The organism is Clostridium sp. JN-9 (assembly GCF_004103695.1).
Taxonomy (GTDB): Bacteria; Bacillota; Clostridia; order Clostridiales; family Clostridiaceae; genus JN-9.
The window spans coordinates 3197673-3223191 of sequence record NZ_CP035280.1 but is presented as its reverse complement, the minus strand read 5'-3'; the positions used below and the strand labels follow the sequence as shown (position 1 = coordinate 3223191).

Sequence of the window (25519 nt, the reverse complement as noted above, 5' to 3'; positions counted from 1 at the left end):
TTTGTATCCTCCATTTCTATATACTCTGTGTTAAAAATATTACATTGTGCTTTATAAAATATCGAATCCAGAGCGATTTTTGAATAAGCATAATGTAATATGTCTTTTGCAAAGTGTATAAATAAAATATTTTTTTATAAATTATGTATAATAAACAATATTATCAACAAATATTATTAATAATTGACAAATGTTAATTATTATATTCACATGTTAATAATTATGTTGGTAGTTTTAGCAATATAAATTTATCAACAAAAACAAAAAAATAGATATTAACATATCAACTGCCTATGAGCAGTGTATTTTAGTTAATAATAAGGCAAGAATTATATATAATGAACAATAATTGTACAAGTTATCCACAAAGTTATGCACAGCTGTTGATAACTTACTTTTATGCACAATTATTTATAAGTCAATATTAATAATAGCAAAACATTAGTAGCTATTCAAGAAGTTATCCACAAAAAGTTAATAAATATATCTACATATTGCTTTTTCTTGACATTGTCAAGTTGTAAATATATAATTTAATAGTAAATTGTAAAAAAGGCTAAATTAATAATAAAATGAAATTAAGCCTCTGAATTTTATCTATATATATTGTATAGAAAAAACACTTAGAAGGGGGTGTAATAACTTATGTTTATGACTTACCAGCCAAAAAAGAAACAGAGAAAAAGAGAGCATGGTTTTAGAAAAAGAATGTCTACTTTATCAGGAAGAAATGTTCTTAAGAGAAGAAGACAAAAAGGTAGAAAAAGATTGACAGCATAAGGGCCGCTTTTGTGGCCTTTTTCTGTAACTGCAAAAAAGGAGCATAAAGTATGAAAAAATACAAAATAAGAAAAAACGCGGAATTTAGAGCAGTGTACCGTAAGGGAAAATCTTTTTCAAATAAAATATTAGTTTTATACGTGTATAAAAATAAGAAAGATGTTAATAGATTAGGTATATCAGTTAGTAAAAAAGTTGGGAAAAGTGTAACAAGGAATAGAATTAAAAGATTAATTAATGAGGCATATAGAAATAATAATAATAATTTGAAGACAAGTTTTGATTTAGTTTTTATAGCTAGAAATGCGGCAAATGATAAAAGCTATTTTGAAATCCAGGAAGCTTTAAAAAATCTCTTAAACAAGGCAGGTCTATATAATTAATGAAAAGACTTTTAATTTTTATTATTAAAATATATAGAAGATACATTTCACCATATAAAAGACCAAGTTGTAAATATTATCCTACATGTTCACAATATGCTATTGAAGCGATTGAAAAATATGGTGCTTTTAGGGGTATATTTATGAGTATATGGAGGATATTAAGATGTAATCCTTTTTCCAAGGGCGGTTATGACCCAGTTAAATAAATATATCAGGAGATATCAGGAGGTTTGAGTTTTGCAGGCTTTAAATAATGCATTTGTACAATTTTTCAATTTTATATTAAGAAGTGTGAATTTAGTCGTTGCAGATAAGAATTATTCTTATGGCTTAGCTATCATTCTTATGACAGTTATAATAAGAATAATATTATTACCATTAAATATAAAGCAAACAAGATCATCTGTAGTTATGAGTGAAATGCAGCCAGAAGTAAAGAAACTTCAGGAAAAGTATAAAAACAATCCCCAAAAGTCCCAGGAAGAAATAATGAAGCTATACAAAGAAAAGGGAGCAAACCCTTTAAGTGGATGCTTACCATTATTAATTCAGTGGCCAATTTTTATTGCTCTTTATTATGCTTTTAATAATATAAGCGGTATAGATGGGGTTCATTTTTTATGGATTAAAAATTTAGCTAGCAGGGATATGTTTCTTGCCATATTATCTGGATTAACTACTTATTTATCAGGTGCTTTGATGGCTGTTAATAATGATAGTGCTCAGGCAAAACAAACTAGTACAATGAATATAGGTATGTCTATTTTCATGACTGTAATGAGCTGGAGCTTAAAGTCAGCTTTAGTTTTATATTGGGTTGTAAATAATCTGATCCAAATTGCTCAAACTGTAGTAATGAAAAAAATGGATAAGAAAAAAGTGGATAAGAAAAAGGCTAGTGAATCATAGGGGGTGACTTATGGTATGAAGGTAATTGAAATTACTGGAAGAACTACTGAAGATGCTGTTAAAAATGCATTGAAGGAACTTAATGTTACAGAAGATAAGGTGGAAGTTGAAGTTCTTGATGAAGGTAATAAAGGTTTTTTTAATTTAATTGGAACAAGACCGGCTAAAGTAAGAGTTAAAGTAAAAAGGGATTATCTATATGAAGGAAAAACTTTTTTAAGAGATATTTTAAATAACATGAACATTAAAGCTGAAATAAAGATAAAAGAAGAAAATGATGTTATTAAAATTACTTTAACAGGGCCCAATATGGGAATACTTATTGGATACAGGGGTGAGACCTTAGATTCTTTACAGTATTTAGTTAGTCTTGTAATAAATAAAGGTCACGATTTTGAGTACAAAAGAGTAATTTTGGATACTGAAAACTATAGGGCTAAAAGAGAAGAGACACTAAAAAGACTAGCTAGAAGAATCGCAGAAAAGGCTTGTAGAACTGGAAACTGTGTAAAACTTGAACCTATGAATCCATACGAAAGAAGAATTATACATTCTGCATTACAAGGGGATTCAAAAGTTGTGACATATAGTGAAGGTGAAGAACCTTATAGAAGAGTAGTTGTTGATTTAAAGAAAGCCTAGAGGCTTTCTTTTTATTTATTAAATAAATTCTAGATTTAATGAGGTGAGAGAATGAAGGAATTTGATACAATTGCAGCTATATCAACCAGTCTGGGTGAAGGTGGTATTGCTATTGTAAGAGTATCTGGCAGTATGGCATTGAAGATTGTAAATTCTATTTTTAGGGGTAAGAACAATAAAGGGCTTAATAATATGAAAACATATACCATGAGATATGGATATATAATTGAAAGAGAAACAAATGAAATATTAGATGAAGTTATTGTTTCATATATGAAAGGACCAAAAAGCTTTACAGCAGAAGATGTTGTAGAAATTAATTGTCATGGCGGGGTTACTGCAACTAATAAAGTTTTAATGGAGGTTATTAAGGCTGGAGCCAGGATAGCTGAGCCTGGAGAATTTACTAAAAGGGCATTTTTAAATGGAAGAATAGATTTGAGCGAAGCTGAAGCAGTAATTGACATAATAAGAGCTAAAACAGATCTTTCTATGAAATCTGCCGTAATGCAGTCCCAGGGAAAGGTGTCTAATGAAATAAATAATCTCAGGGAAAAGCTGCTTGAGGTAATTGCACATATTGAAGCTACTGTAGATTATCCTGAAGAAGATATGGAACAGGCAACATCTCATAATGTGAGCATTAAATTAAAACAAATAATAGAAGCACTTGAAGAAATATTAAAAAATGCAGAGCAGGGTAAAATCATCAGAGATGGTCTAAATACTGTAATAGTTGGAAAGCCCAATGTTGGCAAATCATCTTTGCTTAATGCTTTATTAAGCGAAAACAGAGCTATTGTAACTGATATTCCTGGAACCACAAGAGATGTAATTGAAGAATTTATCAATATTGATGGAATACCTATCAAAATAGTAGATACTGCAGGTATAAGAAAATCTAATGATTTGGTTGAAAAGATTGGGGTAGAGAAATCCATAGAAAAAATAAATGAAGCAGATCTAGTAATACTTATGCTTGACTTAAGCAGAGAAATTGATGAAGAGGATAAAGAAATCATAAATTATATAAAGGATAAAAAAAGTATAATTATACTAAATAAAAAGGATTTAAAACAAAAATTAAACTTAGATGAGATCAGCGGTTTTAAAAGTGAATATATAATAAAAATATCTGCATCTTCTGGAGAGGGAATAGATAATTTAAAACAAGGTATTAAAGATTTATTTTTTAATGGTAAAATAGAGTCAAAGGATATTTTAATTACTAATGCCAGACATAAGGAAGCTGTTTTTAAAGCTAAGGAAAGTTGTTTAAGTGCTCTTAAGGCATTAAAAGATACTGATGCAATTGATTTAGCTTCAATAGATATTAGAAATGCATGGTTAAGTCTTGGGGAAATTACTGGTGATACCTTGGAGGAAAATATTATTGATAAGATTTTTTCGAAATTTTGTTTAGGAAAGTAGGTATGTCACTATGAAATATTTATCTGGTGAATATGATGTTATTGTAATTGGTGCTGGTCACTCAGGCTGTGAAGCTGCTTTAGCAGCTTCAAGAATGGGATGTAAAACATTAATTTGTACAATTAATTTAGATAGTATAGGTCTTATGCCATGTAATCCTAATGTAGGAGGTACTGCAAAAGGCCATTTGGTAAGAGAAATAGATGCATTGGGCGGAGAAATGGGGGTTAATATTGACCATACATTTTTGCAATCCAGAATGCTAAATACATCAAAAGGACCTGCTGTTCATTCACTACGTGCTCAAGCTGATAAAAGAAGATATTCAGAAAGGATGAAGCATGTTATTGAGCTTCAGGAAAATTTAGATTTGCGTCAGGTGGAAGTCGTTGATATTGATGTTGAAGATGGCAGGGTAAAAGGTGTGACCACAAATCTTGGAACCTATTATTCAACAAAGGCTGTAGTACTTGCTACAGGAACATATTTAAAAGGAAGAGTAATAATAGGAGATATTAGTTACAGCAGCGGACCTAGTGGGCTATTCCCTGCAAATAAGTTATCGGGCAGCTTAGAGAAACTTGGTATTCAGTTAAGAAGATTTAAAACCGGTACTCCTGCAAGAATAAATAGAAGATCTGTTGACTTTTCAAAAATGATTGAACAGCCAGGCGATGAGAAAATAGTACCTTTTTCTTTTATGTCTGGAAAGTTAGATAGAGATCAGATACCATGCTATCTTACATATACCAGTTGCGATACTGCAGAAATAATAAGAGAGAATATAAACAGATCACCATTATACAGCGGTACTATTGTTGGAATAGGTCCTAGATATTGTCCTTCAATTGAGGATAAAATAATGAGATTTCCTGATAAGGAAAGACATCAGGTGTTTATTGAGCCAGAGGGTGAAAGTACAGAGGAATTGTATGTAGGCGGTATGTCAAGTTCCCTCCCTGTGGATGTTCAGATGAAGATGTACAGGTCTGTCCCTGGACTAGAAAATGCTGAAATTTTAAGGTATGGTTACGCAATTGAATATGATTGTATTGATCCTCTTCAATTAAAACTTTCTTTGGAATTTAAAAACATCAGTGGATTATTTAGTGCCGGTCAAAGCAATGGAAGTTCAGGGTATGAAGAAGCTGCTGCTCAGGGAATAATTGCAGGAATTAACTCTGCTCAGCTTTGCAAAGGAGAAGAGGCTTTAATCTTAAAGAGATCAGATGGCTATATTGGAGTTTTAATTGATGATTTAGTAACTAAAGGAACAAATGAACCATATAGAATGATGACCTCCAGAGCTGAATACAGATTATTATTAAGACAAGATAATGCAGATTTAAGACTTACGGAATTAGGTTATAAAGTAGGTTTAGTAACTGAAGAGAGATACAAAAAGTTCTTAAAAAGAAAAGCTTCAATTGAAAATGAATTAGAAAGAATAAAGAAGCTTCAAATTACAGGTAAAGATGAAGTTAATGAAATTCTTAAGAAATTAAATTCATCAGAAATAAAAAAGCCTATTAGTTTATATGAATTAATTAAGAGACCTGAGCTTAACTATGAAATGGTAGCAGCCTTGGATAACAACAGACCACAGTTATCTGATGATGTGATTGAGGAAATAAATATTGTATCAAAATATGAAGGATACATAGAAAAGCAACTTGAGCAGGTTAGTCAATTCAAAAAATTTGAGGTTAAATTAATACCCAAGGATATAAACTATGAAAATGTCAGGGGATTAAGAATAGAAGCAATTCAAAAATTAAGTAAAATCAGACCTATGAGCATTGGTCAAGCTTCAAGAATCTCAGGAGTTTCACCTGCAGATGTATCAGTTCTATTGATTTATTTAGAGCATGAGTATAGAAATGACAGAACAATTGATAAATAGGAGAAAATTGTATGAATTATTTTGAAATGTTAAGTTTAGCATGTTCAGATGTTAAAGTAAATTTTGATAGTGAGAAATACGATAAATTTATTGAGTACATGAATATGATAAAACTTTGGAATGAGAGGGTAAATTTAACGGCAATTACAGAGGATGATGTAATTATAAAGAAGCATTTTATAGATTGCATAAAGATTTTTAAATATGAAAGTTTGAAGAGTAAATGTAGTATAATAGACGTTGGGACAGGGGCTGGTTTTCCAGGTATACCCATGAATATTATTAATAATGAAAACAAAATAGTATTGCTTGATTCTTTAAATAAGAGAGTTAATTTTTTGAATGAGGTAATAAATAAATTAAATTTGAAAAATATTACTGCTGTTCATGGAAGAGCAGAGGATTTTGGACAGGATGTTAACTATAGGGAACGTTTTGATTTTTCAATTTCCAGGGCTGTGGCAAATTTAACTTCTCTTAGTGAATATTGTTTACCTTTTTTAAAGTTAAATGGTAAATTTATTGCTATGAAAGGACCAGCTGTTGCAGATGAAATAAATGATTCTAGGAATGCAATTGCTGTACTTGGCGGCAGTTTAGAAAAAATTATTGAAGTGAATATTGAAGATAGTGATCTTAAACATAATTTAGTTATAATTGAAAAAATAAAACATACTCCAAAACAATACCCTAGAAAAGCGGGTATGGCTACTAAGAAACCTATAAAATAAAACTTTATGTAAAATATTTTAAAAAAGAAGGAATTTATGGGAAAATGTAGAATTGTTAACATTAGGAAAATGTAGAGGGATGGTTTAATATGCAACAAAACAATATTTGTTATTTACCTACTGAGGATATTTACCCCAATATATATCAACCAAGAAAATATTTTGATAATGAAGCTATTGATGAACTAGCTCAGTCTATAAAAGCTTATGGAATCTTACAGCCATTGTCTGTAAGAAAAATGGGAGAAGGAAGATTCGAATTAGTTGCTGGTGAAAGAAGGCTGCGTGCTGCCAAAAAAATTGGATTAAATGAGGTTCCGGCAATAATTATTGATATTACTGATAAAGATTCTGCAGCAATTGCTTTGCTAGAAAATCTGCAAAGGGAAAATTTAAATTTTATAGAAGAAGCTGAAGCTTATAATAATTTAATTAAAGAGCACTCATATACTCAGGAACAATTAGCTGAAACAATAGGTAAAAAGCAGTCTACAATTGCTAATAAATTAAGAATCCTAAAATTAGATGAAGGTTTGAGAAAGATGATCCTTGATAATAATCTTACTGAAAGACATGCCAGGGCTTTATTAAAATTACCTTCATATGATTTGCAGCTTAAAGTACTTAATCAGGTTATAAAAAAATCATTAAATGTAAAAAACACGGAAAGTCTAATTGAAAAAGAGCTTGCCAAAGCTAAATCTGGGACTGTTAAAGAAACTAAGAATAAAATCAAGGGAATTTTTTCTCCTAGGGTTTATATTAATACAATTAAACAAGTTTTTGATAAATATGGAATGCAGGTTCAATATTCATCTAAGGATATGGATGACAGCATTCAGATAACTGTAACCATACCAAAAAAATAGTTAAATATGTTTCACGTGAAACAAAAAGCTTAACAGTATTATTTCTGTTAAGCTTTTTGCATATATTTCGGGAAAAATATATTTAAATTAATAAAAACACTTTAATTATATTCATGTTAAATATATAATTATGATAGTTGAACTTAAGCTTAAATATTTTACAAACGTAAGGTGGTGAGGAGTTGAAAGTAATTTCAATATTTAATCAAAAAGGTGGAGTTGGAAAAACCACTACCAACATTAATCTATGTTCATACTTAGCTATGTCTGGATATAAAGTCCTTTCAATTGATATAGATCCACAAGGTAACACAACAAGTGGATTAGGTTTTGATAAAAACAATATTGAAACATCTATTTATGATGTCATGGCCTATGATGATGTAGAAATTGATGATGCTATTGTTGAAAGCCAGCTAATCAGCAATTATTTTATAATACCTTCCACTATGGAATTGGCAGGTGCTGAAGTTGAGCTTATAGAAAAGAATAATAGAGAGTCAATATTAAAAAATAAAATTCAAAATATGAAATCTGAATTTGATTTCATATTTATTGATTGTCCTCCGTCGCTTGGCTTTTTAACAGTAAATGCTTTGGCAGCATCTGATAGCGTGTTAATACCTATACAGTGTGAATTTTACGCTTTAGAAGGAGTGGGACAACTAGTAAATACAATTCATCTTGTAAAAAAATCCCTCAATAAAAATTTACAGGTTGAAGGCGTTATAATGAGTATGTATGATAGTAGAACAAATTTATCTAATGAAGTTGTTTCAGAGGTAAAAAAATATTTTAAGGATAAAGTTTATAAAACAACTATACCTAGAAATATAAGATTAGCTGAAGCACCAAGCTTCGGCTTACCCATTATGCTGTACGATGGTAAATGCAGAGGGGCACTGGCATATGAAAATTTAACTAAAGAATTTATTCAAAGACAATGAATGGAGTTGATATAGTGAGCACAAACAAAAGATTTGGATTAGGAAAAGGTCTTGGGGCATTAATCCCTGAACAAATTGATAATAATACTGATACTAATGAAAAACCTTCTTCTAATTTGATTGATATCAATTTAATTAAAGCAAACGATAAGCAGCCAAGAAAAGTCTTTGATGAGGCTCAATTAGCTCAACTTTCACAGTCTATTAAAGAATATGGTATTTTACAGCCATTAATATTACAAAAAGATGGTAATACATATACTATTATTGCAGGAGAAAGAAGGTGGAGAGCAGCTAAACAGGCAAAGTTAAAAGAAGTTCCTGCTATAGTGATGGATAGAAGTACAAAAGAAATTTTGGAAATATCATTAATTGAGAATATTCAAAGGCAGGACCTTAATCCTATCGAAGAAGCTCAGGCATATAAAAGATTAATAGAAGATTTTTCTTTCACTCAGGAAGAATTGAGTATAAAGATTGGAAAATCCAGAACTGCCATTACTAATTGTATGAGGTTATTAAATTTAGATGAAAAGGTCCAAAGCTATATAATCGAAGGTGTAATCAGCGAAGGACATGGAAGAGCTATTCTTGGTCTGGAAAATAAAGAATACCAGTTTGAAATAGCACAGAAAATAATCGATGAAGGATTAAGTGTTAGAGAAACTGAGAGCCTTGTAAAAAAAACAAATGTGAATAAAAATATTAAAAAAAATAAAGATGTAATTATAGAAAACAACCCTTTTATTAATGAACTCAGGGGTAAACTCGAGAATTATTTTGGAACTAAAGTTACATTAAAACATAATAATAATAAAGGTAAAATTGAAATTGAATATTATTCCACTGAAGATTTACAGAGAATAATTGAAACATTAAATATATAAATGAATATGTTTCACGTGAAACAATATCAGGAAGGTGTAAAGCATGGACAATTTAATCAAAACATTTAATAACTTTCAACCATATTTAATATTAGCACTTGTAATAGTTGTAATAATCATGATACTAATGATAATAATACTTTTCAATGCACTAGGAAAATTAGAAAGAAAGTATAAAAAGTTCATGAGAGGAACAGACAATAAGAACATCGAAGAATTAATACTAAAATATTTTGATAATATAGATAAAGTAAAAGAAGATACAGAAGATGTGAAGGAATTATATAAAAGTTTAAATCAAAAAGTAGAAAATTGCATACAAAAGGTATCATTAATAAGATATAGGGCATTTGAAGACGTAGGAAGTGATTTAAGCTTTTCAATAGCAATATTAGATTCGAAAAATAATGGTTTTATTTTAACAGGTATTTATGGAAGAAATGAAAGTACTACATATGCAAAACCAATAGATGAGGGACTATCAAGATACGAATTATCACAGGAAGAGAAACAAGTTCTTCTGGATGCAATGTCAAAATAAATTATTGTATAGAAAACCTCCTTTAAGGGAAAGTTACCTAAAGGAGGTTTTATTTATGATTATATATGTAAGTAAAGAATTAAAAAGTATAAGTAGTGAATTAAGAAAAAGAGGTTATACAGTTGTAGAAGAGAATAGTAGTTCTCCATGTGATGCAATAATTTGCAATATAAAAAATGGAGGACTACAAAATGTAAATATGCAAAGCAATGTAAGAACAGAAGGAACTTTGATAATTGATAGCGGAAGTAAAAATATCGATGAAATAGAGTACATTTTAAATAACAGAGTATATAGTTCATTGTTCTAAAATGTATTATTGAGCTTCAATTTGATTTTTATATCTTTTTAATACATCTAATTCATGAATTGAATATTTTCTTCCACCATATGTTTTTAATATGCTATGATAAATACCATTTGAAATTAAATCAGCCAGCTGCATTACATTATACAATCTGGTATTTTGCAGAACCATAAATTCCATAGTACCTGAAATGTTAACTACGCCTGTTATACTTAGATTACCCACTGGTGGTAAGTTTTTATTTACAGCTGCTCCTGGTAATAAGGGGCTTTTTTTCAAAATTACACTTCCAACATGCTCTAAGCTTCCAAGGCAGGCATCAACTGCAATAATGAATGGGTTGTTATTAAGTTTATTAATATTATCTAAAGTGTCCAATATGTTTTTAGCATGAACAGGATATTGAAGATTCCCGTAAATAGAAAAGTGTTCTCTATTTAAAAATTTAAGTTTTTCTCCAATCAGTGGTCCAAGACTGTCTCCTGTAGACCTATCACTACCAATACAAATAACGGAAATATCTCTGCCGGATTTGAATATTGGAAATATCTCACTATATATGTTATCTCTAATTAAACCAATGGAATCCTTATTTTTAGGATCAATAATCACTTTTTCATCCATATGAATCACCATCCTAATAGTAAGTCTAACCAATATAGTTAAAGTTTAATCATAAAAATATATAAAGCATAATTATAATATTTTAACACTTTTTAATATGTTAAAAAAGACAACTAAAAATATACAGAAGAACATTCCTGAAATTCCACTAGCTTTTAATCCTATAAATAGAGCAGCTAGAACGGCAACAGGGTGGATTCCAAGTGAGGATGAAACGATTTTTGGTTCAATAATTTGTCGAATAATAGAAACTAAAATATATGAAATTAAGATACCAAATGCTGTAAAATAATTTTTTACTATAAAAAAGTAAAAAATGGATAAAGGTATATAAATTGTCCCTATTCCAAGAACCGGCAGAATATCCGCAATGGCACAAATTATGCTTAAGATAACTGCATATTTAACTCTAAAAATTAAAAATACAATTAAGGTTTCAATAAATGTAATTGATATTATCAGCATGTATGACAATAAATAGTTGCCAAGCATTCTTTTTGCCTCATTAAAAATATAAATCAATTTATCTGACTTATCATTGGGAATTAAACTTCTAAATTTTTCTTTGGCAGAGGTCATATCTTTTGTAAAGAAATACGTAGAAAGGAGTGTAAATAAAATAACCATTATAATATAAGGAACATAACTTAGAAAATTAATAACAAAAGAAATAATTTTACCTGTTAATGTTACAGTCATATTGGAAATTTTAGATATAGCCCCTGTAAAGTTTTTTTCAAGGGTGTTTGATATTGCAGGATCCAAGTTGCTATAATACTTTTTCAGGTTTTCAACAAAATTATAAATTTGATTGGAATTTTTTGATAAATAATTTTGAGTGCTTTTGCCAAGTTGTGTAACTTCCTGAGTTATAGCTACTATTCCAAAAGAAAGTGCAGAAATTAATATTGCAAAGAAAACCAAAGTAGAAATCAAACTTGCTAAAGAATTCTTCATCTTGAACTTCTTAATGAGGTATTCTGTTGGTATTCTTAAAAAAAAAGCAAAAAGTAATGCCAGAACAAATGGAAGCGTATAACTCAAAGTGCCAAAAAAAATAAAAAATATTAAGGAATAAATAATAAAGAAAATTACTATTTTATCTAATTTTTTAATTAGATCTTCCATGGTACTATTACCTCCCAATAATGGAATTAATTGCACTTAAAGTATAATTAACATCTTTAATGTCATTAAAATATCCAAAACTAAAACGTATAGTACCCTGTGGAAAGGTGCCAATGGTTTTATGGGCAAGGGGAGCACAGTGTAAGCCTGAACGTGTAACAATCCCAAATTCATTATCTAAAATAAAACTAAATTCAGAATTACTTATTTTTGATGAATTAACTGAAATTGCAGAAGTCCTTTTACCTGCATCAGTATCGCCATATAATTTTATAGAATCTATATTTAAAAGTCCATTTATAAACTGTTGTGATAAGTATTCTTCCTTTTCTCTAATAGAATTAATTCCTTCTCTATTAATAAACTCTATGCCGCTTAATAGTCCGGCAATTCCAGGAGCATTTAGAGTTCCGCTTTCAAATTTGTCCGGTAAAAAATCAGGCTGGGTAATACTTTCTGATAAACTGCCTGTTCCACCCTCAATGAATGATGTTGCTTCGGAATTCAAAACATCATCAATTATGAATCCGCCTACTCCCTGTGGACCTAAAAGTGACTTGTGAGCCGTAAAAGCTATAGCATTGCAATTAAGTTCTAAAAAATCAATTGGTATGCAACCTGCACTTTGAGCAGAATCTATAATAAAGTAAATATTATTATCCCTGCACAATTTTCCTATTTTTTTTAATGGCTGTATACTTCCAATAATATTTGAAGATTGAGACATAACAATAATCTTTGTATTAGATTTAATTTTATCCTTTATATCATTAACATTAACAACCCCATTTAAACCGCAGTTTATTATATCAACTTCAATATTCATTAAAGATCTCATGCGCTGCAGAGGTCTCAATACGGAGTTGTGCTCCATTGAAGTAGTGATAATATGCCATCCTTCCTTTATAGTTGTCTTTAGTAAAATATTCAATGACATTGTAATGTTAGAAGTAAAAATAATATTTTCTGTAGCTTTAAAATTAAAAAAATCAGCTAAAGCTTCTCTGCATTTATATATTGTCCTATCACCAATAAGTACATTTGAAGCTGCACCTCTTCCTGGATTAGCACCTATATTTATCATATAATTCATAACTGAATTATAAACTTCAGATGGCTTAGGATATGATGTAGCAGCGTTATCTAAATATAGTTTCAATTGGAATACCTCCTAAATAATAAACTTAATTATACCAAATACCACAAAAACTATACCAATAATAAAGATTGAAAACTTCAAAACATTAGATGCCCCCTTAGAAAGGTCAGGATTTAAAATTTTAAAACCTTTCAGGGCTAAATAATTAAGTATTGCAAACCATGCAACCATGCCGGCAATAATAGAAATAATAAAAGTATAATAAAATACTAATCCAACATGATACCATGCTCTTATAACAGTTCCGCTAAGAGCCAGCCATAAGGAAGGTGTCATTGGATTTGAAAAAGTAATTATAAAACCAGTTAAAAAAGGCATGGATTTTATATTAAATTTCGTTAAAATATTCAACTTAAATCTTTCATCACTATCTTTAGATTTTATCTGAAAATATCCAATTACAGATAAAATAAGACCAGAGAATATCCAAAATAATGCCTCTGTTTTTTTACTTTTAGAAAGAAGGTTGGCAAGGCCTCCATTTATAAGCAATAGGTAAGCTACATCTGCACTAAGTGCACCAATGGATACAGAAAAGCCTTCCTTATATCCCTTAGATATAGTCCTTTTTACAGATTCAAGTCCAGCTGGTCCTAAAGGAATTGAAATAATAAAACCTGTAAAACAACCAGTTAGAATAGCTTTTAAAATATCAACAAACTTATCCATAATTAACTCCAAACATTAATAAATTTGATATAATATATAAGGAAATAAGTACATAATAGAACACTCATTTAATTATAATCTAAAATAATCCACTTGTATATGTAATAATTAACAAATTACAATTTTTGTAAGCATAAAATTTAGAAAGGTGATATTAATGGACAAATACTATATAATAACTTTTCAAAATACACATCAGGCAATAAAAGCTGAAGAAGTTTTAAAGGTCAATAAAATAATCTGCAGTGTTATGCCAACTCCAACTATGATAACCAGAAGCTGTGGAATAAGCATCATATTTAAAGAAAATGAAAAAGAAAGAGTAATATCATTAGTTGAACATAAACAATTAGAAATAAAGGCAATGTATTATAAGGAAAATAATAATTACATTGAAATAAATTAATTTTATGTAATAAAGGAGAGTACATGATTAAATCAGTTATTTTAAACATTTTAGAAATTACATATAATGAATCTGGCATAAAAATAGCTAATTTTACTATAAGCAAAGAAAGCATATATAATACTTTTGAAAAATTCCTGAAAGTAATAATAATATTAATTTTAATGTATGCAAGCATAAAGATAGGAAATGGAATTATTAACAGGTTTATAAGCAAGCAGAAAAAGCTGAAATTTTCATTAGATGATAGAAAAGCTAAAACCCTGGGAGCAGTATTAAAAAGTGTTTTGAGGTATTCGGTATACTTTTTTGGTATTTTTGCAATAATAGAAATAGTTTTTGGTAAAATAGGCTCAATATTTGCAGGACTGGGAGGAGTAGCAATAGGCCTGGGGGGACAAAATCTAATTAAAGATATTATAAATGGATTTTTCATATTGTTTGAAGACCAATTTTCCGTAGGTGATTACGTAAGCATAGAAGGTAAAGACGGTATAGTAGAAGGAATAGAATTAAGGGTAACCAAAATCAGGGATTTTAATGGGGATTTACACATAATACCGAATGGAATAATAAAGATGGTAACTAATCATTCAAGAGGTAATATGCGGGTATTATTAGATATTAATATTTCATATGATGAAAATATTGATAAGGCAATAGAAGTAATTACCGATGAATGTGAAAAATTTAAGAATAAAAATAATAATGTGGTAGAAGGGCCAAGGGTACTAGGCATATCCGAAATTTCTGAAGACGGAATATCAGTAAAAGTATTTGCAAAGGTAAAGCCTATGATGCAATGGGATATTGAAATGAAGTTAAGAAGAGATATAAAAAACAGACTTGATGAATCAAAAATAAAAATGGCTTATAAGAGAGTAGAGGTAATAAATACTCAAATATAATTTTAGTGAAAGGAAGATAAAAATGCCAAAAGATTTACATCTTGGAGATATAGTAGAAATGAAAAAGGGACATCCCTGCGGGGAAAATAAATGGGAGATAATCAGGCTTGGCGCGGATATAAAAGTAAAATGCTGTGGCTGCGGAAGAATAATAATGCTTCAGAGGAGTAAATTTGAAAAAAGTATAAAAAAGTTCATTAAACAAAACACTTCAGTTGAAGAAAAATAGTTGCATTTATTTAAATGTAGTAGTAAACTATACAAGTATGGCCCTGCTGTGAATATAATTCACAGCCGTTAGTCCATAGGGAGGAGGTGAATCTAATGAGAAAATATGAAACTATATTTATACTACATCCATCATTAGACGAGGAAGCTGTAAAGGCTGGCGTTGAAAAATTCAAAGGTGTAATAGAAAATGGTGGCGGAGTAGTTGAAAATGTTGATTCATGGGGCAAGAGAAAGCTTGCTTATGAAATTAACAAAGTAAATGAAGGATATTATACATTAATAAACTTTAGTGCTAATCCAGAATTACCAAAAGAATTAGACAGAGTTTTTAGAATTACAGATTCAGTTATAAGACATATTATAATAAAAAATGAAAAATAGGTGGTGTTTTAATTGAATAAAGTTGTTTTAATTGGAAGATTAACTAAAGACCCAGAGCTGAGGTTTACTCCAGGTTCAGGAACAGCTGTTACCACCTTAACATTAGCAGTCGATAGAAGGATGCCTTCTAAAGACGGTACCAGGGAAGCGGATTTCATTCCCATAGTAGTATGGGGGAAGCAGGCTGAATCTACTGCAAATTACATGAATAAGGGAAAACTTATGGGTGTAAGCGGAAGAATTCAGACCAGAAGCTATGACGCTAAAGATGGTACAAGAAGATATGTCACAGAAGTAGTTGCTGATGAAGTACAATTCCTTGAATGGGGAAATGGAAACAGAGGCATGAATCAGGATTATGGAAAAAGTAATTCTAATTATGAAAGTCAACAAGGTGGATTTTCAAAGGATATGGGCGGAGAAGATATAACCCCTGTAGATGATGGAGATATACCATTTTAATTTGGTAAGGAGGGATAAAAATGGCTAGAGAAGAAAGAAATAATAAAAGAGGTTCAGCAAGAATGAGAAGGGCTAAGAAAAAAGTCTGTGCTTTTTGCGTTGATAAAGCTGAATCTATAGATTATAAAGATATAAACAAAATCAGAAAGTATGTTACTGAAAGAGGCAAGATTCTTCCAAGAAGAATTTCTGGAAATTGCGCAAAACATCAGAGAATGCTTACTGAGGCTGTAAAGAGAGCAAGAAATATAGCATTATTGCCATTTACAACAGAATAGTTCTGAAGTTAAAAGTTCCTACAAAAGTAGGAACTTTTTTTATGAAAAAGCTTACTAATTAACTACTGTTAATATGTTTGAAAAATATATTACTATGGCAATAATAAGAATATCAATAAATATAATTTTATCTATAACTTATATGTATATACCCTATTTATAAAAAGGAACCAGAAGTTTAGCACCTAAAAAAGTTTTAGGGCGCAGCCCGCTGATTTATATTGATTTGCTAGTATTTAATAAAAACATTGTAAAATCCGATTTCTACTGGAAATTATAAAAAAAATTTGCATAATAAAAGCATCCTTTTTATAATAGTTTTGCACAACACAATAGAAAGGATGCCTTAAGATGAATAAAAGTTATTTAAAACAAATGCTCACCTATATTAATAAAGTATACGATATAGGTGAAAAAATCAATACCTTAGAGGATAAAAAGATAAAATCTCTAGTAAAAATTTCAACAATCACCTTTGTAGTTTTGTTTGGATTTATGCTTCAAATAAGAAGTTTCAACAGGTTAGAGCATTGGCTTAAAAAAGGTAAATTTAAAAAAGTATTACCTAAAAACACTAAAATGATTCACATTGATGCCGTTAGGCGCTGCTTAAGTGATTTTGATTTGAATGGTTTGAAAAATATTCATGATAGTATAATTAGAACTACGATAAAAAATAAGATATTTAGAAATGGTACCATAGATGGCTTAAAGGTAGTTGCTGTAGATGGTGTAGAATTATTTGAAAGTGCTAAAAAATTTTGTGACAAATGTCTTTCACGAAAGAATAAGGATGGCACTACTCGTCATTTCCACAGATCTGTAGTTTGTACTACCGTAGGTTCGGATCCCCATGTTATTTTAGGACAAGAAATGCTTGAACCTAAGAAAGATAGTTCGAATAAAGATGAAGGTGAAATCACCGGAGGTATAAGATTAATAAAAAAATTATATCGTAAATATCACCATTTTGCCGATATTATAGTAGCTGATGCTTTATATTGTAAATCTACTTGGATAAAAGAAGTCCTTTCAATAGGAATGAATGCAGTAGTAAGAGTTAAAGATGAGCGTCTTCTCATTGTAAAGGATGCATTAGCTCTATTTAAGCGCCGTGAGGCTGATAAGAAATGGATTGTAAAGCAGGGAAGTAAAGACTATACCAAAATTAAAGCTTGGGATGAAGATAATTTTGAAATATCAGATCCGACTATCAAAGTTAGATTTATAAGGTTTATAGAAGAAATTCATACTGGAGATAAGGTAGAAATTAAAGAAGGCTGGATTATAACAACAGACAAATTTGCCTCAGTAGAAACCTTGTGGAAGATAATGCACAAGAGGTGGGATATAGAAAATAATGCCTTTCATCAGCTTAAAACAGAATGGCATTTAGATCATTGCTTTCTTCATAGCCCTACGGGCGTAGAGACAGTACTGATGTTTATAATTATAGCGTTTAATCTGATGCAGTTATATTTTTTTAGATGTATCAGAGGTTTTAGAAAGAAACGGATGCTTCAAATAGATATTATTGAAGATATAAAAGATGAAAGATTTACTATAGATGACAACTGGAATAATCCAATATTTAAAAAGACTTAATATAAAAATAAAATTGGAAATCGATTATTAAAATTTCTTAGGGTAAGGGTAATTATAACTATTTTTTCGACATATCGGTCTGTTGATTTACCAGCCATGTAAGAAAGTACAATAAAATACAATTCCAGTAAAAGTAAATCTTTTACTGGAATTTAGATGCGAAATCTCTGAAAAGGAACAAGTATTGTTGCATAAATGTATAAAGATAACTAAAATAGAAATATAGGCATAAAAGGGGATGAATTTTAGTGAATAAAGATAACTTGAATATAATGTATAACATCAAAATAATAGAGGATTTAAAGGCGGAATTATTAAGCATAATTGCAGACTTTTTTAAATTGTTAACTCGGGGAAGTAATGTAGCTCATGATGCTATTTTGGAATGTATTTCCGGGGCAATAATAATACTATATGTTTTAAGTGACAGATTAGGATATTCTTATGCAGCTGTAGATGATCAAATAAAAAAGAAGTTAAAGACAGGAATAATTGAACAGGATGAAATTGAAAAAGAAAGCAAGGATTTAACTAGATTATATACTCACATTAAGGAAAGAGAATAACGGAGGAAGTAATGGATAACAGAAGTCTTAAAACTAAATCCATAGTAGAAGCGGGATTAATTTCTGCATTAATTGTTGTATTAGCACTGATAAATGTTTACGTTCCAGGGTTCTCGATATTTGGCACTTTTCTGCTTCCCATACCTGTAACAGTATTATATTTAAGGCATAATTTTAAAGTATCGTTGTCAGCAGTATTGGTCAGCGGCATATTAGTTGGATTAACATATGATCCTATAAGAGGTCTTACATCTGCAGTAGTATTTGGATTAACTGGGCTGACATTAGGATATTGTATAAAAAAAGACATGAAAGCTGGTATTACAATTATTTTACTTTCTGCAGCTTCAGCATTAGGTACTGTTATTGATTACACAGTTTATTTAAACTTTATTGATAAAAGAGGATTAATGGGTTTTATTACTGCAGGCTTAAAAATGCTGAATGAGTCGATGGATTCAGCAATTAAAATTTACAAAAATTTTGGGATAACTGCTGAGCAGATAAAACCTTTACAAGATACTATGAAATTATTTACACCAGAATTTGTGATGCATCTTATACCTTCATTTTTAATAATTGGTGGATTAGTATCAGCATTTCTTAGCTATAAGATTACCAGCATGATATTAAAAAAGTTTAGATTTAATATGAAAGAAATGAGGCCTTTTACGGAAATATATTTAAACAGCAGAATAGGAGTAGTATTAGTGACCCTTTTGCTACTAGGTATAGTGCTGTCTAAATATAAAATATCCGGCTATGAATATATAGTAACTACCTCGCAGGTATTACTTCAGATTGCACTTATACTTGACGGTATCTCACTATTAACCTTTTTTCTTAGAAGAAAATTTAATATATCCAAGGCAGTTGTAGTTTTTATAATAATTTTTACAGTTTTACAACAGCCATTTTCGGTAATTTATATGTACGCAGGACTAGCCGATATTATTATGGATTTTAGAAAATTAGACCCTTTAAGACGAGGAAAATTAGAATAGCTGGGGGCTTAGTAATGGATAATAAATACAATTATTTTATAACTGAGAATAAAATATATATGGTGTCCATAGCTGTATTAATATTTATATTGTTTTTATATGGACATATATATATTGGAGGAATAGCAATTGCTTTATATGGACTGCTTGTATTATATAACGTAAAAAATACAAAACAAAAAAAATATGAATGGAAAAAGTTCATAGAGGATTTTTCTTCAAAGCTTGATTTAGCTACAAGGAACACATTAGTAAAGCTTCCATTTCCATTAATTATAATAGGTAACAAAGGAAATATATTGTGGTATAATCAAAATTTATCATCTATATTAGATGGAAGCGATATATTTGAATCTAATATAAATGATGTATTGAAAGACTTTAACTTAAAATTAGCTATGGATGGGAAAAAAACTGTATTTAAATATGTTAAATTAAACGAAAAGTACTTTAATATATATACAAATTTAATAGATCTTGGAGATTATAAAAATCTTAATGATAAAATTATGCTCCTTTACTTTTATGATGTTACAGATGTATTTAACTTAATTAACAGCGTAGAGTCAAATAAGGAGGCAGTTATGCTGATTGAAGTTGATAATTTAGATGAAGTTATAAAAAGTACTGAGGAAGACAAAAAACCATTATTAATTGCAGAAATAGAAAGAACAATTAATAGTTATGCCCAAGGTTTAAATGCTATGGTAAAAAAATATTCTTCAAATAAATATGTTTTGACATTACAAAACAAATATGTTGAAGAAGAAATGAAAAAAAGATTTGAAATATTAGACAGTATGAGAGAAATCAGTATGGGAAATAAACTTACTGTAACACTTAGTGTTGGTGTTGGCAGAAACGGAGGTAATCCATTCAATAACGAAAGTTACGCAGTTTCTGCAAAAGAACTGGCACTTGGCAGGGGTGGAGACCAGGCTATAGTAAAGAGCGGTGAAAAACTTGATTTTTATGGAGGAAAGACAAGAGAAATAGAGAAAAGGACTAAAGTGAGATCCAGGGTTATTGCTCATGCCTTAGTTGATCTGATAAATGAAAGCAGTAATGTGTATATACATGGCCATATTAATCCTGATATAGATTGCTTAGGGGCAGCAGTAGGTATTTATAGTACAATAAAAGCGTTAAATAAAGAATGTTATATAGTTTTAGATGGTACTAATAATAGTATAAAGGGAATGATGGATAAATTAAAAAGTGAAGCTGATTATGATTCTGCCTTTATTGATAGTAAAAAATGCATGGAAACTAAAGACGACAATAGCTTACTCATAGTTTTAGACGTTCACAACAAAGGATATGTTCAAAATCTGGAGTTAGTTGAATCATTTAAAAAGCTGGTGATAATAGATCACCACAGAAAATCAACAGATTATTTAGAAGGAGCATTATTAAGCTATATAGAACCATATGCATCTTCAACCTGTGAATTAGTTACAGAAATGATTCAATATATGCTGGAAAAGCCAAAGCTAAAGCCTGTAGAAGCGGAAGCACTGCTGGCGGGAATATGCGTAGATACGAAAAATTTTTATTTTAAAACTGGTGTAAGAACATTTGAAGCAGCATCATTTTTGAGAAAACTAGGTGCTGATACTATAGATGTTAAAAAACTTTTTTCAGATGATCTTGACACATATTTAAAAAGAGCTGATATAATAAAATCAGCTGTAGTTAAAAACAATATTGCAATTGCAGTATGTCCACCAGAAATAGAAGATACTGTATTGGCTGCACAAGCTGCGGATGAGCTACTAAATATTACAGGTATTCAAGCTTCATTTGTTTTTGTTACAATAGGAGAGGATATATATATAAGTGGAAGATCCCTTGGTGATATTAATGTGCAGATAATACTGGAAACACTTGGCGGTGGAGGGCACATGACTATGGCTGGTACAAAAATTTCAGATAAAAAGCTTGAAGAAGCTATTGAATTACTAAAACAAGCTATAGAGAAATACTTAAGGGAAGGTGAATAATATGAAAGTTATATTATTAAAAGATGTTAAAAATGTTGGAAAGAAAGGTCAAGTTGTAAATGCTTCAGATGGTTATGCCAGAAATTTCTTATTTCCTAGAAAGCTGGCTGAAGAAGCAAACGAAGTAAATATGCACATATTAAATAATAAAAATGAAGCTGAAAGAAGAAAAAAGTTAGCAGAAGTTGAAGCAGCTCAAAAATTAGCAGAGAAAATTAAAGGTAAGGAAATAAAGTTATCAGTAAAATGCGGGGAGAATGGCAGACTTTTTGGATCAATTACTGGTAAAGATATTTCAGAAGAATTGAATAAACAATATAATCTAAAAATTGATAAGAAAAAAATTGTTGTAGAAACCATAAGGCAACTTGGTAGTTATGATGTAGAAATAAAGCTCTATCCTGAAATTTCTACTAAAGTGAAAGTGGTTATCACAGAATTATAAAAGGAGGATAACTTTGAAATCACAGTATACTGATTTTATAGGAAAGGACATTCCTGATACAGTGCCATTAGACACACAAATAAGCATTATGTATGAAATTGTAAAAAATTTAATAAAAGAATCCACTTTAAAGGCGAGAATTACAAAATATAAGCTGCAAAGATTTATAAAAAGTGATGATGCCTGCGACAGAATATATGGAATAAATAAAATAATAAGTGACGGCAAGGGTTTAGAAATTGTTCCAGGTAAAAAAGAATTATATGCAGCTATTGATGATACAAATAAATGGATATCCGAGGCTTTGGCAAAACGATATGTACAAAATAAAATAGAATCCCAAGTTGAGAGACTGCTAATTGAAAAGCAGGATAAGTATATGGAGGAAATCAGACTTAGCGTTATAAAAAAGCGAAAAGGTCCTGAAAACTCAAAAACTCTAAAAAAGTATGCTCAATTAAAGGTTATGGATTCAAAAAAACTATCTAGAAATGTCCAAACATTGCTTAGACCAGAAAGTTTCGATGAAATTGTTGGACAAGAAAGGGCAATAAAGGCACTTATTTCAAAGATAGCATCACCTTATCCACAACATATAATTTTATATGGTCCACCTGGAGTAGGAAAAACAACAGCAGCCAGACTGGCTTTAGAAGAGGCAAAGAAACGTAAGCATACTCCATTTTCTAAAACAGCAAAGTTTGTTGAAGTTGATGGAACTACCATTAGATGGGATCCAAGGGAGATAACCAATCCATTATTAGGTTCAGTCCATGATCCTATATATCAGGGAAGTAAAAGGGATCTGGCGGAAATTGGCATACCAGAGCCAAAACCAGGATTGGTTACGGATGCCCATGGCGGAGTTTTATTTATTGATGAAATAGGTGAATTAGATGAAATACTTCAAAATAAATTATTAAAGGTTTTAGAAGATAAAAGAGTAGAGTTTTCATCTTCATACTATGATCCTGAGGACGAGAATACACCTAAATATATTAAATATTTGTTTGAAAATGGAGCTCCTGCAGATTTTATATTAATTGGAGCAACTACCAAAGAGCCTCATGAAATTAGTCCTGCATTAAGATCCAGATGTACAGAGGTTTACTTTGAGCCTCTTTCAGCTAAGGATATAGAAAAAATAGTAAAAAATGCAGCACAGAAACTTAATATTGAATTAGAGGCCGGAGTTTCCGAAGCTATCAGCAGGTATACTATTGAAGGAAGAAAAGCTGTTAATATATTATCCGATGTTTATGGTTTTGCACTTAATAATAATGATAGCGGCGAGATTAATAAGATTACTATGGAAGATTTAGATAAAGTAATTGGTATAAGCAGATTGGTGCAGCTTGAAAATATTAATAATGATAAGCCATTTGAAATAGGACATATATATGGACTAGGTGTCAGCGGCTATATTGGTTCTACAATAGAAATTGAAGCTGCAGTTTTTGAGGCAAAGTCAAAGGGAAAGGGAACAGTGAGATTTAACGATACCGCCGGGAGTATGGCAAAGGATTCAGTTTTTAATGCCGCATCTGTTATTAGAAAAATAACAGATAAAGATATAAATGACTATGATATTCATGTAAATGTAATAGGCGGCGGTAAAATTGACGGACCATCAGCAGGTGCTGCAATTACAGTATGTATTATAAGTGCACTATTGAACAAGCCAATAAAGCAGGATATAGCTGTAACAGGAGAAATATCACTTAGAGGAAATATTAAACCAGTAGGCGGAATATTTGAAAAAATATATGGTGCCAGAAGAAAAGGAATAAAGCTTGTTATTATTCCTAATGATAATGAAAAAGAGATTCCTCATGGTCTTAATGATATTGAAGTTAAGTGCGTGGGAAATATAGAAGAATTAATGAAACTAGTTTTTTAGCATTATGTGCTAAAAAGCTAGTTTCCTAGTTGATAGGAAGTGCTGTAAATGGATTCACCGCTTAAAAGTATGCCCCATAATATTGAAGCAGAGCAGAGTGTATTAGGTGCAATGATTGCAGATAAAACTTCTATAGCTCAGGCAGTTGAGAGTTTGTCAGAAGATGATTTTTATAAAGATGCTCATAAAATACTTTTTAGTACAATAAAGGAACTTTATCAAAAAGATATAGCTGTTGATATGGTTACACTTTCCGAAAATCTTCAATCAAAAAATTTGTTAGAAGGAGTAGGGGGAGTTACATATATAAGTGGACTTTATACATCTATTATAACCACTGCAAATGTTCAGGAATATATTAAAATTGTTAAGGATAAGTCAATTCTCAGAAAGCTCATCAGGTCCTCATCAGAAATAATAAATAACAGCTATAACAAGCAGGATGATGTAGCTTCTGTACTTGACTTTGCAGAGAAAAAAATATTCAATATTGCAGATAATAGAAGTACTTCTGATTTTGAGCCAATGAGTACTGTTCTTGAGAGAGGTTTTGCTGAAATAGAAAGACTTTTTAATAACAAAGGCGAAACAACTGGAATTCCATCAGGTTTTACAGAATTAGATGCTAAAACATCAGGTTTTCAAAAGTCAGATATGATACTAGTTGCAGCAAGACCTTCAATGGGTAAAACAACCTTTGCGTTAAATCTTGTAGAAAATGCAGCATTAAGAGCCGGGAAAAGTGTGGCTGTATTTTCTTTGGAAATGTCAAAAGAACAATTAGCCTATAAACTTCTATGCGCTGAGGCAAATGTAGATATGTTAAAGCTTAGAACAGGAGATCTGGATGATAGGGATTGGGAAAATATAGCTAAGGCCTCAGGCCCTCTAGGTGGAGCTAAAATTTATATCGATGATACTCCAGGTATAAATATTATGGAAATGAGGTCAAAGTGCAGAAGATTAAAAATAGAATATGGTATTGATATGATAGTAATAGATTATCTACAGCTTATGTCAGGTACCAGGGGCTCTGAAAGCAGACAGCAGGAGGTTTCTGAAATATCAAGATCCATAAAAGCGCTGGCAAAGGAAATGAATTGCCCAATAATTGCACTTTCACAGCTGTCTCGTGCTCCAGAACAGAGAACTGATCATAGACCAATGCTTTCAGATTTAAGAGAGTCAGGATCTATAGAACAGGACGCGGATATAGTAATGTTCTTATACAGAGATGAGTATTACAACAAGGAAACAGAAGAAAAAAATGTGGCTGAATGTATAATTGCAAAACAAAGAAACGGTCCAACAGGCGTAGTAAAGCTGGCTTGGCTTGGTCAGTTCAGTAAATTTGGCAATTTAGATGTAATTCATAGAGATTAATTTATTGCAAAACAAAATCCCTGTAAAATAATAT

At 30.4% G+C, this 25519-nt stretch carries 30 protein-coding genes; 26 read left to right on the top strand and 4 right to left on the bottom strand.

What is annotated here, in order from left to right:
* Positions 1–645: 645 nt before the first annotated feature.
* The 13 genes from rpmH to EQM05_RS15545 all read left to right on the top strand — a co-directional run bounded on the left by rpmH (position 646) and on the right by EQM05_RS15545 (position 10336).
* The gene (rpmH, locus tag EQM05_RS15605; RefSeq protein ID WP_040214767.1) at positions 646–780 is read left to right on the top strand and encodes a 50S ribosomal protein L34; all 135 of its coding nucleotides are present in this window, start codon (positions 646–648) and stop codon (positions 778–780) included.
* Positions 781–830: 50 nt separating this feature from the next.
* Positions 831–1163: a ribonuclease P protein component gene (gene rnpA / locus EQM05_RS15600; protein ID WP_128750986.1), complete on the top strand. Its 333-nt coding sequence runs from the start codon at positions 831–833 to the stop codon at positions 1161–1163.
* The gene (gene yidD / locus EQM05_RS15595) at positions 1163–1372 is read left to right on the top strand and encodes a membrane protein insertion efficiency factor YidD (protein WP_128750985.1); all 210 of its coding nucleotides are present in this window, start codon (positions 1163–1165) and stop codon (positions 1370–1372) included. Before rnpA ends, yidD begins: the two co-directional genes overlap by 1 nt.
* A 31-nt stretch (positions 1373–1403) precedes the next feature.
* On the top strand, positions 1404–2075 hold the full coding sequence (locus EQM05_RS15590; protein WP_128750984.1) for a membrane protein insertase YidC: 672 nt from the start codon (positions 1404–1406) through the stop codon (positions 2073–2075).
* A 15-nt stretch (positions 2076–2090) separates the two neighbouring features.
* A complete protein-coding gene (jag, locus tag EQM05_RS15585) occupies positions 2091–2717 on the top strand; it encodes an RNA-binding cell elongation regulator Jag/EloR (protein ID WP_128750983.1) in 627 nt (208 codons plus the stop codon).
* A 51-nt stretch (positions 2718–2768) separates the two neighbouring features.
* Positions 2769–4148 carry a tRNA uridine-5-carboxymethylaminomethyl(34) synthesis GTPase MnmE gene (mnmE, locus tag EQM05_RS15580; RefSeq protein WP_128750982.1) on the top strand — a complete coding sequence of 460 codons (1380 nt, stop codon included), beginning with the start codon at positions 2769–2771 and terminating at the stop codon, positions 4146–4148.
* Positions 4149–4158: 10 nt separating this feature from the next.
* On the top strand, positions 4159–6051 hold the full coding sequence (gene mnmG / locus EQM05_RS15575) for a tRNA uridine-5-carboxymethylaminomethyl(34) synthesis enzyme MnmG (protein WP_128750981.1): 1893 nt from the start codon (positions 4159–4161) through the stop codon (positions 6049–6051).
* Positions 6052–6062: 11 nt separating this feature from the next.
* Positions 6063–6782, top strand: coding sequence for a 16S rRNA (guanine(527)-N(7))-methyltransferase RsmG (gene rsmG, locus EQM05_RS15570; RefSeq protein ID WP_128750980.1), 720 nt, complete (start codon positions 6063–6065; stop codon positions 6780–6782).
* 89 nt (positions 6783–6871) lie between these two features.
* On the top strand, positions 6872–7651 hold the full coding sequence (noc, locus tag EQM05_RS15565) for a nucleoid occlusion protein (RefSeq protein WP_128750979.1): 780 nt from the start codon (positions 6872–6874) through the stop codon (positions 7649–7651).
* 182 nt (positions 7652–7833) lie between these two features.
* Positions 7834–8598, top strand: a complete 765-nt coding sequence (locus tag EQM05_RS15560; protein ID WP_128750978.1) for a ParA family protein — start codon at positions 7834–7836, stop codon at positions 8596–8598.
* A 14-nt stretch (positions 8599–8612) separates the two neighbouring features.
* A complete protein-coding gene (locus tag EQM05_RS15555) occupies positions 8613–9485 on the top strand; it encodes a ParB/RepB/Spo0J family partition protein (protein ID WP_243108085.1) in 873 nt (290 codons plus the stop codon).
* 43 nt (positions 9486–9528) lie between these two features.
* Complete coding sequence (locus EQM05_RS15550) at positions 9529–10026, top strand: DUF4446 family protein (protein ID WP_128750976.1); 498 nt, start codon at positions 9529–9531, stop codon at positions 10024–10026.
* A 55-nt stretch (positions 10027–10081) separates the two neighbouring features.
* Positions 10082–10336, top strand: a complete 255-nt coding sequence (locus EQM05_RS15545) for a YkuS family protein (RefSeq protein WP_128750975.1) — start codon at positions 10082–10084, stop codon at positions 10334–10336.
* Between the two features lie 6 nt (positions 10337–10342).
* Here EQM05_RS15545 and yyaC read toward each other — a convergent pair whose 3' ends face one another.
* The 4 genes from yyaC to EQM05_RS15525 form a co-directional block, all read right to left on the bottom strand.
* The gene (gene yyaC / locus EQM05_RS15540) at positions 10343–10957 is read right to left on the bottom strand and encodes a spore protease YyaC (RefSeq protein ID WP_128750974.1); all 615 of its coding nucleotides are present in this window, start codon (positions 10955–10957) and stop codon (positions 10343–10345) included.
* A 72-nt stretch (positions 10958–11029) separates the two neighbouring features.
* The gene (ytvI, locus tag EQM05_RS15535; RefSeq protein ID WP_128750973.1) at positions 11030–12085 is read right to left on the bottom strand and encodes a sporulation integral membrane protein YtvI; all 1056 of its coding nucleotides are present in this window, start codon (positions 12083–12085) and stop codon (positions 11030–11032) included.
* Positions 12086–12092: 7 nt separating this feature from the next.
* On the bottom strand, positions 12093–13244 hold the full coding sequence (locus EQM05_RS15530) for an aminotransferase class V-fold PLP-dependent enzyme (protein ID WP_128750972.1): 1152 nt from the start codon (positions 13242–13244) through the stop codon (positions 12093–12095).
* Positions 13245–13256: 12 nt separating this feature from the next.
* Complete coding sequence (locus EQM05_RS15525) at positions 13257–13913, bottom strand: LysE family transporter (RefSeq protein WP_128750971.1); 657 nt, start codon at positions 13911–13913, stop codon at positions 13257–13259.
* A gap of 157 nt (positions 13914–14070) precedes the next feature.
* Here EQM05_RS15525 and EQM05_RS15520 point away from each other — a divergent pair, with 157 nt between their 5' ends.
* The 13 genes from EQM05_RS15520 (at position 14071) to EQM05_RS15460 (ending at position 25485) form a co-directional block, all read left to right on the top strand.
* Positions 14071–14319 carry a DUF3343 domain-containing protein gene (locus tag EQM05_RS15520; RefSeq protein WP_128750970.1) on the top strand — a complete coding sequence of 83 codons (249 nt, stop codon included), beginning with the start codon at positions 14071–14073 and terminating at the stop codon, positions 14317–14319.
* 23 nt (positions 14320–14342) lie between these two features.
* The gene (locus EQM05_RS15515) at positions 14343–15227 is read left to right on the top strand and encodes a mechanosensitive ion channel family protein (RefSeq protein ID WP_128750969.1); all 885 of its coding nucleotides are present in this window, start codon (positions 14343–14345) and stop codon (positions 15225–15227) included.
* A 22-nt stretch (positions 15228–15249) separates the two neighbouring features.
* The gene (locus EQM05_RS15510) at positions 15250–15456 is read left to right on the top strand and encodes a DUF951 domain-containing protein (protein ID WP_128750968.1); all 207 of its coding nucleotides are present in this window, start codon (positions 15250–15252) and stop codon (positions 15454–15456) included.
* Between the two features lie 95 nt (positions 15457–15551).
* A complete protein-coding gene (gene rpsF, locus EQM05_RS15505; protein WP_128750967.1) occupies positions 15552–15839 on the top strand; it encodes a 30S ribosomal protein S6 in 288 nt (95 codons plus the stop codon).
* 12 nt (positions 15840–15851) lie between these two features.
* Positions 15852–16301 carry a single-stranded DNA-binding protein gene (gene ssb, locus EQM05_RS15500; protein WP_128750966.1) on the top strand — a complete coding sequence of 150 codons (450 nt, stop codon included), beginning with the start codon at positions 15852–15854 and terminating at the stop codon, positions 16299–16301.
* A 20-nt stretch (positions 16302–16321) separates the two neighbouring features.
* Positions 16322–16579: a 30S ribosomal protein S18 gene (gene rpsR / locus EQM05_RS15495; protein ID WP_128750965.1), complete on the top strand. Its 258-nt coding sequence runs from the start codon at positions 16322–16324 to the stop codon at positions 16577–16579.
* Positions 16580–16930: 351 nt separating this feature from the next.
* A complete protein-coding gene (locus EQM05_RS16320; RefSeq protein WP_128748581.1) occupies positions 16931–18184 on the top strand; it encodes a transposase in 1254 nt (417 codons plus the stop codon).
* Between the two features lie 248 nt (positions 18185–18432).
* Complete coding sequence (locus EQM05_RS15485) at positions 18433–18750, top strand: MazG-like family protein (RefSeq protein ID WP_128750964.1); 318 nt, start codon at positions 18433–18435, stop codon at positions 18748–18750.
* A gap of 11 nt (positions 18751–18761) precedes the next feature.
* The gene (locus EQM05_RS15480) at positions 18762–19754 is read left to right on the top strand and encodes a YybS family protein (RefSeq protein WP_128750963.1); all 993 of its coding nucleotides are present in this window, start codon (positions 18762–18764) and stop codon (positions 19752–19754) included.
* 14 nt (positions 19755–19768) lie between these two features.
* The gene (locus tag EQM05_RS15475; protein ID WP_128750962.1) at positions 19769–21757 is read left to right on the top strand and encodes a DHH family phosphoesterase; all 1989 of its coding nucleotides are present in this window, start codon (positions 19769–19771) and stop codon (positions 21755–21757) included.
* A 1-nt stretch (position 21758) separates the two neighbouring features.
* On the top strand, positions 21759–22202 hold the full coding sequence (gene rplI / locus EQM05_RS15470; protein WP_128750961.1) for a 50S ribosomal protein L9: 444 nt from the start codon (positions 21759–21761) through the stop codon (positions 22200–22202).
* Positions 22203–22215: 13 nt separating this feature from the next.
* A complete protein-coding gene (gene lonC, locus EQM05_RS15465; protein WP_128750960.1) occupies positions 22216–24102 on the top strand; it encodes a Lon family ATP-dependent protease in 1887 nt (628 codons plus the stop codon).
* Between the two features lie 48 nt (positions 24103–24150).
* Positions 24151–25485 carry a replicative DNA helicase gene (locus EQM05_RS15460; protein ID WP_128750959.1) on the top strand — a complete coding sequence of 445 codons (1335 nt, stop codon included), beginning with the start codon at positions 24151–24153 and terminating at the stop codon, positions 25483–25485.
* Positions 25486–25519: the final 34 nt, after the last annotated feature.

Bases quoted from the DNA above. Each gene is read 5' to 3' on its own strand.
- rpmH (WP_040214767.1), top strand. From the start codon at position 646: ATGTTTATGACTTACCAGCCAAAAAAGAAACAGAGAAAAAGAGAGCAT.
- rnpA (WP_128750986.1), top strand. From the start codon at position 831: ATGAAAAAATACAAAATAAGAAAAAACGCGGAATTTAGAGCAGTGTAC.
- yidD (WP_128750985.1), top strand. From the start codon at position 1,163: ATGAAAAGACTTTTAATTTTTATTATTAAAATATATAGAAGATACATT.
- jag (WP_128750983.1), top strand. From the start codon at position 2,091: ATGAAGGTAATTGAAATTACTGGAAGAACTACTGAAGATGCTGTTAAA.
- mnmE (WP_128750982.1), top strand. From the start codon at position 2,769: ATGAAGGAATTTGATACAATTGCAGCTATATCAACCAGTCTGGGTGAA.
- mnmG (WP_128750981.1), top strand. From the start codon at position 4,159: ATGAAATATTTATCTGGTGAATATGATGTTATTGTAATTGGTGCTGGT.
- rsmG (WP_128750980.1), top strand. From the start codon at position 6,063: ATGAATTATTTTGAAATGTTAAGTTTAGCATGTTCAGATGTTAAAGTA.
- noc (WP_128750979.1), top strand. From the start codon at position 6,872: ATGCAACAAAACAATATTTGTTATTTACCTACTGAGGATATTTACCCC.
- EQM05_RS15550 (WP_128750976.1), top strand. From the start codon at position 9,529: ATGGACAATTTAATCAAAACATTTAATAACTTTCAACCATATTTAATA.
- EQM05_RS15545 (WP_128750975.1), top strand. From the start codon at position 10,082: ATGATTATATATGTAAGTAAAGAATTAAAAAGTATAAGTAGTGAATTA.
- yyaC (WP_128750974.1), bottom strand. From the start codon at position 10,957: ATGGATGAAAAAGTGATTATTGATCCTAAAAATAAGGATTCCATTGGT.
- ytvI (WP_128750973.1), bottom strand. From the start codon at position 12,085: ATGGAAGATCTAATTAAAAAATTAGATAAAATAGTAATTTTCTTTATT.
- EQM05_RS15525 (WP_128750971.1), bottom strand. From the start codon at position 13,913: ATGGATAAGTTTGTTGATATTTTAAAAGCTATTCTAACTGGTTGTTTT.
- EQM05_RS15520 (WP_128750970.1), top strand. From the start codon at position 14,071: ATGGACAAATACTATATAATAACTTTTCAAAATACACATCAGGCAATA.
- EQM05_RS15515 (WP_128750969.1), top strand. From the start codon at position 14,343: ATGATTAAATCAGTTATTTTAAACATTTTAGAAATTACATATAATGAA.
- EQM05_RS15510 (WP_128750968.1), top strand. From the start codon at position 15,250: ATGCCAAAAGATTTACATCTTGGAGATATAGTAGAAATGAAAAAGGGA.
- rpsF (WP_128750967.1), top strand. From the start codon at position 15,552: ATGAGAAAATATGAAACTATATTTATACTACATCCATCATTAGACGAG.
- rpsR (WP_128750965.1), top strand. From the start codon at position 16,322: ATGGCTAGAGAAGAAAGAAATAATAAAAGAGGTTCAGCAAGAATGAGA.
- EQM05_RS16320 (WP_128748581.1), top strand. From the start codon at position 16,931: ATGAATAAAAGTTATTTAAAACAAATGCTCACCTATATTAATAAAGTA.
- EQM05_RS15480 (WP_128750963.1), top strand. From the start codon at position 18,762: ATGGATAACAGAAGTCTTAAAACTAAATCCATAGTAGAAGCGGGATTA.
- EQM05_RS15475 (WP_128750962.1), top strand. From the start codon at position 19,769: ATGGATAATAAATACAATTATTTTATAACTGAGAATAAAATATATATG.
- rplI (WP_128750961.1), top strand. From the start codon at position 21,759: ATGAAAGTTATATTATTAAAAGATGTTAAAAATGTTGGAAAGAAAGGT.
- EQM05_RS15460 (WP_128750959.1), top strand. From the start codon at position 24,151: ATGGATTCACCGCTTAAAAGTATGCCCCATAATATTGAAGCAGAGCAG.